The following is an 11,854-nucleotide window of genomic DNA, read 5'->3' as shown; positions in this document are numbered from 1 at the left end:
TCGAACAGGTGAACGTCAAGAAGGAGAGCAGCACCACCCTGCCGGTGAGATCGCGGACGACGGGAGGGCGGTCTGGACGTGCCCCTCGACCCGCTTCATCAGCTCGTTCTCGTTCTCGGCCTTCTCCTCGAACTCGCACGCAAGGCCGAGATCTTTGCACCTGAACGTCTTCTGTTCCTGCATGCCTCTCGCCGGCCGGGTTTGTATACTGCGTTCGATATAAAAATATCGGCGCCGTTTTTTTCTGCTCAGCGTGTATGGGTGGGCGCACGTTCATGCTCCAGGACAGATGCAGGGTGGTGAATGCCCTAATTACGTCGCACTTCGCGTGATGCTTCGTCATCCCCTTTACTGAAAACTCACACGAAGCCGCGAAGCCGCGAAGTGAGACATTCGCTACGGACTCTGCATGAAACTCCAGCCCGTGGAGTATGTCACGCCTTCCTGCACTCCACCATATCCCCGATCAGGCCGTCCCGGAGGGTGACGATCCGGCAGAAGTACTCCTTGTGCCAGTCCTCGTGCGAGACCATCACGATCGTCTGGTCGAGTTCCTCATTTAACCGTGCAAAGAGGTCGAGGATGCTCTTCGAAGTCTGGCTGTCGAGGTTCGCGCAGGGTTCGTCGGCGAGCAGGATGCTCGGACTGTTCACGAGCGCCCGGGCTATCGCCACGCGTTGCTGCTCGCCGCCGGAAAGCTCGCTCTGCCGGTGGTCCATCCGGTCGCCAAGACCGACCCGCCGGAGGATATCGGCGCTCCGCTCGATGTACTCGTCCTTCGATGCCCCCCGGACGAGCGACGTCAGGTAGACGTTCTCGAGCGCCGTGAGTTCCCCGATGAGCGCGTAGTCCTGGAAGACGTAGCCGAGCCGGTTCAGCCGGAAGAGGGTTCGCCGGTGGTCGGAGAGGGCCAGGACATCCGTCCCGTCGATCGTGACGCTCCCGGACGTAGGGCGGTCGAGGAGCCCGAGGATATGGAGGAGCGTCGACTTGCCGCTGCCACTCGCTCCCATGATCCCGACGAACTCGCCTTTTGCGACCTCGAGCGAGACGCCCGCAAGGGCCCGGACCTCCACGTTCCCCATCGCGTAGACCCTCGTGAGGTTTTCCGCCACGATCACCCTCTCACCCCCTGATTGCGGTGAGGATATCCTCCCGCGCGATCCGCCACGCCGGGATGTAGCCCGCCACCAGCGAGACCCCGAAGAGGCTCCCGATGCTCCGGAGGATGGCAGACGCCTCCACATCCGGGTAGACCGGGCCGCCGGGGAAGACGAGCGGGTAGGCGGTCAGGTAGGTCGTCACCCCGGCGTTCAGCCCGATCCCGACGAGCGCCCCGACGGCGGTGATGAAGAGCACCTGGAGGACGTAGGAGTTGATGATGATCTGCTGGTCGATGCCGATTGCTTTCAGGATCCCGATCTGTCGGCGCCGGTTCACGGTGTTGATGAAGATCACGATGAAGACCACCACGATGGCGATGATCAGGCTGACGAGTGTCGAGATGGCGTTGATGATGTTGAAACTCTGGATCGCCTGCTCGACGAACCCCCCCGACTTCTCCCGGAACGTCAGGACGTCCTCCTGGACGCCGTAGGAGAGGATCTCTGTCTTGTACTCCTCCTCCCTGCCGTTGACCGCGGTCTTGACCAGGATCGCGGACGCCTGGTTATCGAGCCCGAGCACCCTGCTCATCTCGCGGGTGGTGACGAAGGCCGCGGTATCGACGCCGAAGGACTGGGTCTCGAAGATCCCCTTCACCCGGTAGGTCCTTGTTGCACCGTTCGGGTAGGCCACATCCACCGAGTCGCCGACCCCGACCCCCTCAAGCGAGGGGAGGCCCCCCTCCTCCACCCCTTCCGTCCCCGCGAGGGTTGCGCCGATGATGATCGCGTCGGTATCGCCGCCCGAGAGGAACTCCCCCGCGGTCATGTAGTCGGCGATCCTGGTCACCGATCGCTCGTCTTCCGGGGTTATGCCGTAGAGCGTGCTTGCGGCGTTGCGGCCCCGGTAAAAGTACGTCGCACCGGCGGTTATGCGGGGCGATGTGCCCGTGATCCCCGGGATCTGCTCGACCTTCTTCTGGAGGCCGTCCACGCCGTCGATGTACTGGCTGCCTTCCCGGGGCTCAATGACCAGGTTTCCGAGGTCGAAGTCGATCGACTGGGTATCGAAGGTCACGACGACCCCGGAGATGATGGAGGGGAGGAAGACCAGGTTCACGAAGATGAGGGCGATGATCATGATGGTGAGGGCGAGCGTCCCCCTGCTTCCGCGCTGGATCGACTTCCAGGCCAGGAACGCGGAGACCCTGATGCCTGAAAACACCGTGGTCACTCCTCCTTTCGTCGCCGGTACCAGTAGATCGCGGCCGCGGCGGCGACGATGAGGGCGGCTGCCGCGACCGCGATCATCGGAACCGGGTTCTGCCCGGTGACGACGACCTGCAGGGCCTGCCTGACCGTATGCTCTCCGTAGTCGTCGGTATACCGGACGACGAGGGTGTAGCCGAACTCTCCCGCCTCGTCGGCAACGAGTGAGAAGATGGCGGGCCCGTCGTTCCCCGGCTCGATCGTCCCGAGGAACGCTTCTTTTGAGCCCGGGAGGGCGAGACCCTCGATGGTCGCCCTGACCGATTCCGCATCCGCCGTCCCGGTGTTCTCCAGCCGGATCGTCAGGTCGACCGTCTCCCCGGCGGTGATCCGGGCGGGCTCGGTCCTGATGGAGGCGACGCCCATCTCGGCTTTGCCGACGACGGGGATCCCGATCGTCGCGACCTGCCTCGACGGCGCGAGGTCGGCGCCCCGGTAGTCGACGGTGACGAGGATCGGGGTAAGGCCGAGCGGTGCGCTGGTATCGGTCTCGAAGGTCAGGTTCAGGACGGCGTCTCCCCCCGCTTCGAGTTCGGGGATGTAGTAGTTCTCCGCGTTCCGCGGGGCGATCCCGCCGGAGGTCGCATTGACGCCGACGGCGATGTCGCTCGCGGTGGCCTGGCCGTCGTTATGAATGGTCAGCGTGACGTTGAAGGGGTCGCCCGGGTCGACGGACGCCGGAACGGTCCTCTCCACCCGGAGCGCCGGCCTCTTGGCTATGGCGTATGCGGTGCCGACGTTCACCGGCACGGGGTATCGTACATTCTCCCCGTCCCGCACGCTGACCCAGACCTCCGGGAAGTATATCCCCTCTTCTCCCGGGGCGCGAATCCGGAACGTGACCGGGAAGGATTGGCCGGGGCCGATCTCGCCGATATCCTGGAAACTCCCGCTCATGACCTCGACGTCTGTACTGTGCAGGAGCACGTTCTCGATGTAGGCGTTCTCCTCCGTCTCCGTCGAGGTGTTCATCTCCCCGGTGCCGGGGTCGAGCCGGATGTTGAGCGGCGATCCCGCGGCCGGCAGTGCGGTGCTCGTGAGCACCACGGTGATTGTCCCTTCGTCGCCGGGCATCAGGACGGCGGGGGTGACGGTGAAGTTGGAGACGATCACCGACGGGGCGGCCGTTGCTGCCGGGGCGAGGAGCAGGATGAGAATGAGTGCGCTCACAAGATAACCGATCGTCAGCCTTCTTATGCCCCTTCGGGGCGCAGCCGCGGATACCCGGATCATCCTCCCATCCCTCCCGGGCAGGTAGTCGGAGTCCGACTCCCTGGTGGTTATATATAATCGTTGTGCACGGCTGCTCTCACCGGTTCAGGGTGGGGCGATATGCCGGGCACCGCGGAAACATTATATTATCCAAGAAATATATTATGGTCGGGATACGGTTGAGCCGGTACGGACCGGATGCGTGACCGCAACGATACCTCCATGCGTGATGAAACGCTTCAACACCTCTGTACGTTCTCATAATGCCGTGCTGCTCTCCGTTCTCACTCATCAGTCCCCCATTTTTTGCTATTCCTGTCGCACGGGGTATCCGGCGCACAACCTCCCCGATCATGAGCTGCCTTTATGACCCGCAGGCGGTATACTCCGTTCCCATCGTGAGGGGGGAGAGATGGAGCCGACCCAATGGCTGGTGACGCTGACGTTCAGGGTGACGGTAAGCGGTGTTCGTTCGAAGGACGACTCGGTGGCTGCAGGTCTGGAACAACTCAAACAGGGTCTTTGCAGCGGAGAGGAGATGCCGATGGAGGCGAGCGTCCGAAGGATCACGAACCTCGTCGAGGAGGAGCCGATCTTCGGCGTGAGGTGGTGATGGCGTCCGGGGCGTCACCCGGCGGGAAGTAAATTTCCGGGTGACAACGCTTTTTTACCCCGCCGCTCTCTTCGGCACCATGCACGAACTTCCCGAAACGATCGCCGTCGATCTCGTCCTCCTTCCGCCCGGCCCGATCATGGATCTGGCGATCGGCGCGAACCGGACGCTGCTTGCCGGCAACCCGGACGGAGCGATACGTCTCGACCGGGGGGGCTGCCTCCCTCATATATCGGTCGCGATGCTCCCGGCAAGGCGGGGGGATATCCCGGAGATTTCCGCGAAGGTTGAGCGGATTACGCAGCGTTGCTCCCCCATGGCCCTGACCATCGACGCCGTTGCAAAGCACCGCAAGAACGTGGGCGAGACCGTCTCCACCTTCCACATCCTCAGGGCGGAGATCCTCCAACTCTTTCACAAGGCCGTGATGAACGCAGTGATGCCGTATCAGGCGGCCCCGACGGGGCCTTCAGCCTTCTCCGGGGAAGCCTCCGCGCCGTCCGTCGACTGCCTCCTGCGGTTTCCGAAGACCTCCGCGTACGAGCGCTACTCGCCGCACATCACACTCGGGTTCGGCGATCTCCCGGAGATCATCCCCGGTATCGACTTTCCCGTCCGGTTCGAGGTGACGAAGGCGGCTCTCTGCCACCTCGGGAGCCACTGCACCTGCCGCCGGGTCCTCGCGGCGTTCGATCTCGGTCGCGGCGGGGCGGCGACGCGCCGATAGAACGGAGTTACAGCAGGAGCGCTTTCACGTACGGCCTTCTGCAGGCGACGCACCCTGAGTAGCGGTTGAGCATCCCGGTCTCGAGAACCTCGACCACCGGGGGCTCCCGGCACGTGCGCTCCGAGAACTCCGGATCCCGCTCCGCGATCACCCGGAGAAAGACCGCGAGCGGCATGAACGGCCGGGCCTGCACCGGGACGATCCGGAAGTCCGCGTAATCAGCCTCAAGCGTCGAGTTCCGGGCGAGGTCCTCGTCGAAGTAGAGGATGACCTCTACGTCGCGGCGTTCCTGCAGGTCTTTCAGGCGATCGAGCCCAAGCCGCATCCCGGCTGCGAGGCCGATCGCTTCGAGTTCCGCCGGTTCTCCGGGAGAGAAGGTCTCATAACCCGATTCCATCATGGTATTCCTCCTCCATAGCGTTTCGCGGGGAGCGACTTCTTTCCTCCGGCGGCCGCAGGATACTTTCTTAACCGCGACGTTCCCAGTATCCGCATGGATCCGTTTGCGGCCGAAGCAGCGTCCCGGGGCGCCACTTCCGTCGCTACATGCCGGAGGCGGTCGAGATGAAACTCGCGGTCCTCGTGGATAACGCCACCCTCACCGACCGCTACTTCCTCGCGGAGCCGGGGCTCTCCATTCACATTGAGGACGGCGGGACCCGGGTTCTCTTCGATGCCGGGTACTCGGGCATCCTCGTTGCCAACGCCCAAAAGATGGGGATCGACCTCCTCCGCGTCGATGACGTCGTCATCTCCCACGGCCACCTCGATCACACCTGGGGCCTCGATGCTCTCATCCGGCTTCATACCGAGGCTATCCTCGAGGGCCGCGAGCGGATTGAACCCGCGTTCATCGCCCATCCGGATGCGTTCCTCACCCGGAGCTGCAACGGCGTCGGGGAGATCGGGTGCCACCTCTCGGTCGAGGAACTCTTCCGGCACGGGAATGTCCTCCTCACACCGGCCTCCCTCTGGCTGACCGAAAACCTGGTCTTCCTCGGCGAGATCGAGCGGCGGTTCGAGTTCGAGAGGGCGCCCCCATGCGGCTACGTCTACACCCGACGGCATCCGGGACGACACCGTCATCGACGACACCGCGCTCGCCTGCAAGACCGCGGAGGGGCTCGTCATCGTAACCGGTTGCTCTCACTCGGGGATCTGCTCGATTGTCGAGCAGGCGCGCGAGGTCTGCAACGAGGACCGGGTCGCCGACGTCATCGGCGGGTTCCATCTCCTCGATGCACCACCGGAGCAGATAGAGGGTATTCTCGACTATTTCGCGGAGGTGCGGCCGGCAGCCCTCCACCCCTGCCACTGCACCGACCTTGCGGCAAAGATTGCTCTTGCACGGATAGCGAACGTCCGGGAGACCGGCGTCGGGCTGCGCCTCGGGTACGGGTAGGTCAGGGGGCGGGTTCCCGGAGTCCTGGGATCGCCCCGTGCTCCTCCTCGTATGCGCGGACTGCCTCCGGGGCGCCGAGGAGGAAGCGGCGGGCGTTGTTGTAGACCGCGGGGTATGCACCCGGATCGAGGCCGGCGAGGAGGTCTGCAAGCACCGCGACCGCCGGAACCCGGTGGCGGTGCTCCATCCCGTCGATGAATGCGAACGCATCGAGAGCCCGGACGGTGCTGTACTCGTTGACCGGGGCGAGCCGCCGGAGCACCTCTGCAAGGTAGGCCCGCCCGTCTTCGGTTTCGAGCGACCGCTTCCTGTTCAGCGCGAACCGCCCATAGAGCGCCCGCTGCTGGTCGGCCTGCTCGAATGCGAAGGCCGGCGAGGACTCGATCCGTTCCAGAACGGGAACGAGGTCGTCACAGTCGCTTCCGGCGACGGCGGCGAGGAAGGATTCCCACGCGACGGGGCTTTTTGCAGAGAGAGCTGCGAAGGTTTCGAAGATCTCCTGCCGTTCCGGAGCGCTGCTTTCGAGGATCAGCGAGAACGCGGCGAGCCGGTCGGTTGCGGCCGTGGCTTCCCGGAACTGGGAGAGGAGCAGCCGGTGAACCTCCGGGGTGTCCCGGGTCGCGAGGATCGAAAGACAGGCGTTTTTGCGCTGCCGCCGCCGGATTGCCGCGCCCTCTTCCTCCAGGCTGTCTGGCGCGGCGGGAGACGCTTTTGCCGCCTGCCGGTAAACACTGAGGAGGGTCTCGCCGCCCCGTGCGGCGACGGCGGTGAGGATCGCTCTTCGGGCGTCATGGAGCGCCCGGTAACGGTGGGCGAACCGCTCGTCCTCCACCGAGGGGAAGATGGTCAGGAACTGCCCGCCCGCCTCCTCCATGAGAGAGTCGTCGGCGAGGAGGGCGGCGCAGAGGTCGGCGAACCGGTCGGAGACGGCTGCGCCCGGATCTTCGAGGAGCCGCACCATCTCCCGGTCGGCGAGCGCGAGGAACGCGGTGAACCGGCCGACGATATCTGGGTCTCTCTCGACCTGGAGGTAGAGTTCGTCCTCCGGCGGCCGGTATGCTGTCTTCCCATAGAAGGAGTAACTGCGGTTGAGCGAGAGGAACGCGGGCCTATCTACACCGTCGAGGATGATCTCCCCGGCCTCGTCGGCGATCCTGACGGTCGTCTCCCGGATGTCCCTGCCTTCGGCGTCGACGAGCGCGAAACGGAACGGGAACTCCCAGAGACGGCCGCCGGGCGAGCGGCTCTGGCGGTAGGCGACGGTGAACCGTCGGGCGGCCGGGTCGTACGCGGGGGATACCGCGAGGACCGGGTACTCCTTCTCCTTCAGCCAGACCGCAGCCATTCCCGAGAAATCCTGCCCCGAGACCTCCTCCATGCAGCGCAGCCAGTCCGCCCGCGAGGCGTTCGCGTGCCGGAACCGGTCGTGGTAGCGGCCGAGCGCCTCGGCAAACGCCTCCTTTCCCATCAGCGTCTCGATCATCCTGACGAACTCGGGGGCTTTCACGTAGGTAACCCCCGTGATGAGGTCGTTCGGGTCGTTGAAGCCGTCCGGTTCGATCGGCATCGACCCTGCGCCCCGGTCGAGCGTGAGCGTCCCGGCCGCGGGATCGAGGAGGTCGAGCACGGTCTTGATGCGGGAGTAGGCCTCGCCGAAGAAGAAGGCATGGTGCTGGTTCTCGACGTGGACGGTCACGGCCTCGTTCAGCCAGATCTCGAACGGGCTCCATCCGGTCACCTCGGAACCGTTCTCGTTGTGGTAGTACTCGTGAACCTTCACCCGGACCAGATACTCGAAGGCCGGGTCGGTGGTGTCGGGCCCGGGCATGAGCCGGTTCGCGGCGATCGTCGTGTTCCCGACGTTCTCCATCCCGCCGAAGTCGGAGTTCTGCATGGCGATCTCCCGGTAGACCGCCCCGGTGTAGGCGTAGCCCGGCGTGATGGTCGAGATGAGGTCTTTGAGCGTCTTCCTGGTCTCTTCGAGCACCTTGACGTCGCCGGAACGTTTCGCCTCGTCGCGCACCCGCACGAGCCGCCACACCTCTTCCCGGGTCTTGCGGTCGCGGTACTCTTCCGGGCCGGTGAAGAGGTGAACCCACATCACGGCGTCCGCGAGGATATCGAGCGCACGCTCCGCTTCCTCCGGGTCGGAACCGGGTTTCGCGAGGAGTTCGAGGACGAACGTCCGCCCGTCGGGATACTCGAACTCGCGCCGGTGGGTGTCGTAGCACCCCACCCCGAGGAAGAAGAGGTAGGGAGCCATCGGGGTTCTGGTGTTCTCGTACCGCTGCACGGAGCGGCCGGGGGCGCAGGGGATCCGGGATCCTGCCGGGTCGCCGTTCGATATGGTGACCGTATATCCATTATCCGCGACGATCGTCGTCGTGTAGGTACACTTCGCGGTCATGTCGTCGAGGCAGGGGACCAGCCGCTGGAACCCCCACTGCTGGCACTGGGTGATCTGGGTGGGCGGCCCGCCGGGGCATCGCCCGTCGTAGTAGAGGCCTTCGAGGACGTGGGTGCTCGGCCGGCAGATCGTCTCGGTCTCGAGGGTGAACTGTGTCCGGGGCGGGACGGGGGGATCGAAGGCGACGGTGAGGGTCGCCGCGTCCCGGTCGTAGGTGTGGGTGACGGCGTATCCGGCGGACTCCACGCGGAGGATATCCAGGTCGCGGGCGTTCAGGGAGAGCGACGAGAGCGGCGCGTCGAGCGTTCCGGCGGTGAGGGCGGAGACGACCCGGGTGTGTCCGTCATAGACGTCGAAGACGAGATCCACGTGGACGACCCGGACGGGGAGCGCCCCGAAGTCTTCCGGGTAGTAGCGAAAGAGCCTCCGTTCTCCGCCTTCTCCGGTCAAAATCCCGCCTCGCCGGTGATATCGCGGAGGGCACGGCGGATCGCCGTCCGGACCTCGGGCTCCTCCTCGCTCTCGAGCGCGTCGGCGGCGGCCGCCCTGACGTCTTTCTTTCTGTCCCCGAGAAGGCCGAGGAGGGGCTCGACCGCGCGTTGATCGCCGATCTCGCCGAGCGACCAGGCGGCACCGCGCCGCGCCCACCGGTTGGGGTCACCGAGGAGAACGAGGAGCGGCTCGACCGCCCGCGCGTCGCACAGCTTCCCGAGCGCCTGTGCGGCGACCCACCTGACCTCGTTCTCGCGGTCTGCGAGGGCGGCGATCAGCGGCTCGACCGCGCGGGGATCGGCGCACTCCCCGAGCGCCTCGGCCGCCCGCAGCCGGTAGGGGGTGCTCTCGTCCGAGAGTTGCTCGATGTACTTGCCGATGTTCTCCTCGCGCCGTTTCTCCCTGTCCTCCATAAGGCGTTTTACCGAGCGCTCCATCTCAACTCCTCCAGATTCTCGCCGCACACAAGATCTCGTTTACTATATATAGCACCTGCCACGGCACCTTCCCGCCCTGCCGCCGGGGGGTTGCCGCCTCCCGCGCCGGTCACGCAGGCAGTTCTTCTTCCTCGCCGACGACGTCGAACGCGACGATCCGGTAGTTGTAGTAGCGCCCGTCCGGGTCGGTGAAGTAGAGGAAGACCATCAGCCCGTGGTCGTCCGAGATCCAGAGTTCGGCGTCTTCGTCGATGGCGTGGTACTCAAAGCCGAACCCGGCAAGCGCTTCCTCGATAGCGGTCCCCGTATCCATGTCACTGACCATCTCGAACGTCGCGGCCAGGGGATACTGACGTTCCTCGAGTGCGGAGACCTGGAGCCGCGCCTGTTTCTCCGCAAGGAAGAGGTTGTCCAGGGTGGCCATGATCTCATGCGCGACCGAATCGACTTCGTCCGGCTCCATACCAGTACCTTGGAGCCGCCGGTTATATGGATATTGGGCGCTTGCGCCGGGGAGCGCAGAAGCCCCGTCGGAGCAAGGTTACGATTATTTCCCCTCTGCCGGGACGCAGGGAAAATATTTTTCTTGACGGTGGTCGGATACCCTCCCATCCTCGCCACGGCGCCGCCATAACGAAACGCTAAAACATCCTGGTGCAGATAGAAGGTTAATGGCAGAAGGCAGGCTCAAGATCGTCGTTTTTGGTTCCTTCAATGCGGGCAAGTCCAGTTTCATCCAGGCGCTCGACCCCCGCAGCCGTCACATCGAGGCATCCTCGGAAGAAGGCCCCACGACTGTTGCATTCGATTTCGGCAGATTGACGGTGAGAGACAAGGCCGTCTTCCTCTTCGGGACACCGGGGCAGGAGCGGTTCGAGTTTGTCCGGCAGATCATCTCGCGGGGGATGGACGGCGCGATCATCGTTGTGGACGCCACGACGGGCGTGGACGCGATGACGAGGCATCTTTACGACCAGTTGAAGGCTCTCGACGTGCCGCTCGCGTTCATGGCAAACAAGTGCGACAGTCCCGGTGCAGTGCCCGAGGCCGTCAGCCACGCCCTCCCGGGGGAGATGGTGCATCCGATCTCCGCGCGGAACGGGGAGAACGTCCATGCGGCACTTGACGCCTTTGTCGCAACCCTGACTGCGCGGTAGCGATCATTTTTACTGCCTCAAGGTCGTTCTTCTCTACGGACAATGACCCGTAAAGAGACCCATATCAAGGAGGTTGCCCGGCTGCTCACGGGTTTTCTCTCGAGCGGCGATGCCGGGGATCTTCTTGCCTACCTTGTCGCGGAGAGCCGCCTTCCCGGACCCCGGGCAAACCTGGAGCTTGCGGCGGCGTTTGCCGGAACCGTGCAGGAGTTTGCCGTTGCCGATCCCGACGACCAGCACCTGCTGTGGAACCTCTGCGTCGAGCTGGCCTCTATTGCGCCGGAGGATGCCCCGACAGGCGACCCGCACGAGTTTCTCGGGTTCTGCGGTGTTCGGGGCGTCGGGGCGATCGGGTCGGTGTCGCCGGGATGCGTCGAGGCGGCGCTCAGGCACCTCGGGGAAGCCTCCGTCGATCCGCGGTGGCGGATCAGGGAGGCGGTGGCGATGGGGCTTCAGGATCTCCTCTCCCGACAGCGCGATACGACGGTTTCGGAGCTGGAGGGCTGGGTGGAGGGGGGTTCCTGGCTTGCCATGCGGGCTGCGGTCGCGGGGATTGCCGAGCCGGATCTCCTGGCTGAGCCCGACCTCGCAGAGACGGCGCTCCGGTTCCACCGGAAGATCCTGATCCGGATCTACACCGCAAAAGAGAGGCAGTCCGAGGCGTTCCGTGCGCTCCGAAAGGCGCTCGGCTACACGCTCAGCGTGGTCATCGCCGCCCTTCCCGCGCTTGGCTTTGAGTACCTGCGGCAACTTGCGACTCTCGACGATCAGGATATCCGGTGGATCGTGCGGGAGAATCTCAAGAAGAACCGGCTCGAGAAGCGGTATCCCGAGACGGTGCAGCACATCCGGGCGCAGTTGGTGTAGCGGCCCCGCAGTCGATGAAAAACGGAGATATACTCTTTTTTGGCGGCACCTCACGCGAAGCCGCGAAGATCGCGAAGTTCCTGATGTCGGTAATTACTTCTCTTCGCGTCTTTCGCGGCTCGAAGCCTACGGCTTCTCACGCTCCCGTCCTGTGGACAGTCGCGGCTC

The 11,854-nt window shown here is 64.6% G+C and carries 12 protein-coding genes and 1 pseudogene; 5 read left to right on the top strand and 8 right to left on the bottom strand.

What is annotated here, in order from left to right; genetic code table 11:
- Nucleotides 1-15: 15 nt before the first annotated feature.
- The 4 genes from L21_RS13585 to L21_RS08900 all read right to left on the bottom strand — a co-directional run bounded on the left by L21_RS13585 (nucleotide 16) and on the right by L21_RS08900 (nucleotide 3,542).
- Nucleotides 16-183 (bottom strand): DUF1059 domain-containing protein, encoded by a 168-nt coding sequence (locus L21_RS13585; RefSeq protein WP_083608912.1) that lies wholly within the window; start codon nucleotides 181-183, stop codon nucleotides 16-18.
- Nucleotides 184-434: 251 nt separating this feature from the next.
- Complete coding sequence (locus L21_RS08910; protein ID WP_074370126.1) at nucleotides 435-1,121, bottom strand: ABC transporter ATP-binding protein; 687 nt, start codon at nucleotides 1,119-1,121, stop codon at nucleotides 435-437.
- Between the two features lie 4 nt (nucleotides 1,122-1,125).
- The gene (locus L21_RS08905; protein ID WP_256712856.1) at nucleotides 1,126-2,337 is read right to left on the bottom strand and encodes an ABC transporter permease; all 1,212 of its coding nucleotides are present in this window, start codon (nucleotides 2,335-2,337) and stop codon (nucleotides 1,126-1,128) included.
- Nucleotides 2,334-3,542: a COG1361 S-layer family protein gene (locus L21_RS08900; RefSeq protein WP_256712854.1), complete on the bottom strand. Its 1,209-nt coding sequence runs from the start codon at nucleotides 3,540-3,542 to the stop codon at nucleotides 2,334-2,336. Before L21_RS08900 ends, L21_RS08905 begins: the two co-directional genes overlap by 4 nt.
- Before the next feature lie 454 nt (nucleotides 3,543-3,996).
- Here L21_RS08900 and L21_RS08895 point away from each other — a divergent pair, with 454 nt between their 5' ends.
- Together L21_RS08895 and L21_RS08890 are read left to right on the top strand one after the other, a co-directional pair.
- Nucleotides 3,997-4,197: a hypothetical protein gene (locus tag L21_RS08895; RefSeq protein WP_074370124.1), complete on the top strand. Its 201-nt coding sequence runs from the start codon at nucleotides 3,997-3,999 to the stop codon at nucleotides 4,195-4,197.
- Nucleotides 4,198-4,276: 79 nt separating this feature from the next.
- A complete protein-coding gene (locus L21_RS08890; RefSeq protein WP_256712852.1) occupies nucleotides 4,277-4,924 on the top strand; it encodes a hypothetical protein in 648 nt (215 codons plus the stop codon).
- Nucleotides 4,925-4,931: 7 nt separating this feature from the next.
- Here the strand turns inward: L21_RS08890 and L21_RS08885 are convergent, their stop codons facing one another.
- The gene (locus L21_RS08885; protein WP_074370122.1) at nucleotides 4,932-5,324 is read right to left on the bottom strand and encodes a hypothetical protein; all 393 of its coding nucleotides are present in this window, start codon (nucleotides 5,322-5,324) and stop codon (nucleotides 4,932-4,934) included.
- A gap of 146 nt (nucleotides 5,325-5,470) precedes the next feature.
- Between L21_RS08885 and L21_RS14430 the strand changes: the two are divergent.
- A pseudogene (locus tag L21_RS14430) lies at nucleotides 5,471-5,698 on the top strand (MBL fold metallo-hydrolase); the annotation flags it as partial.
- Nucleotides 5,699-6,327: 629 nt separating this feature from the next.
- On the opposite strand, the gene L21_RS08875 reads toward L21_RS14430, so the two are convergent.
- The 3 genes from L21_RS08875 to L21_RS08865 all read right to left on the bottom strand — a co-directional run bounded on the left by L21_RS08875 (nucleotide 6,328) and on the right by L21_RS08865 (nucleotide 10,125).
- Nucleotides 6,328-9,183, bottom strand: a complete 2,856-nt coding sequence (locus L21_RS08875; RefSeq protein WP_074370121.1) for a M1 family metallopeptidase — start codon at nucleotides 9,181-9,183, stop codon at nucleotides 6,328-6,330.
- Entirely contained in the window at nucleotides 9,180-9,662 is a 483-nt protein-coding gene (locus L21_RS08870; protein ID WP_074370120.1) for a HEAT repeat domain-containing protein, read from the bottom strand. The genes L21_RS08875 and L21_RS08870 overlap by 4 nt, the downstream gene beginning before the upstream one ends.
- A 109-nt stretch (nucleotides 9,663-9,771) precedes the next feature.
- Entirely contained in the window at nucleotides 9,772-10,125 is a 354-nt protein-coding gene (locus tag L21_RS08865; protein ID WP_074370119.1) for a hypothetical protein, read from the bottom strand.
- A 208-nt stretch (nucleotides 10,126-10,333) separates the two neighbouring features.
- On the opposite strand from L21_RS08865, the gene L21_RS08860 reads away from it, so the two are divergent.
- Both L21_RS08860 and L21_RS08855 read left to right on the top strand, forming a co-directional pair.
- Nucleotides 10,334-10,819, top strand: coding sequence for a GTP-binding protein (locus tag L21_RS08860; RefSeq protein WP_074370118.1), 486 nt, complete (start codon nucleotides 10,334-10,336; stop codon nucleotides 10,817-10,819).
- A 42-nt stretch (nucleotides 10,820-10,861) separates the two neighbouring features.
- Nucleotides 10,862-11,686, top strand: coding sequence for a hypothetical protein (locus L21_RS08855; protein WP_083608910.1), 825 nt, complete (start codon nucleotides 10,862-10,864; stop codon nucleotides 11,684-11,686).
- Nucleotides 11,687-11,854: the final 168 nt, after the last annotated feature.

It is taken from the genome of Methanoculleus chikugoensis, assembly GCF_900095385.1.
Lineage (GTDB): Archaea > Halobacteriota > Methanomicrobia > Methanomicrobiales > Methanoculleaceae > Methanoculleus > Methanoculleus chikugoensis_A.
Note: the sequence above shows the minus strand (reverse complement) of the source record. Positions and strands in the feature narration are given on the sequence as shown.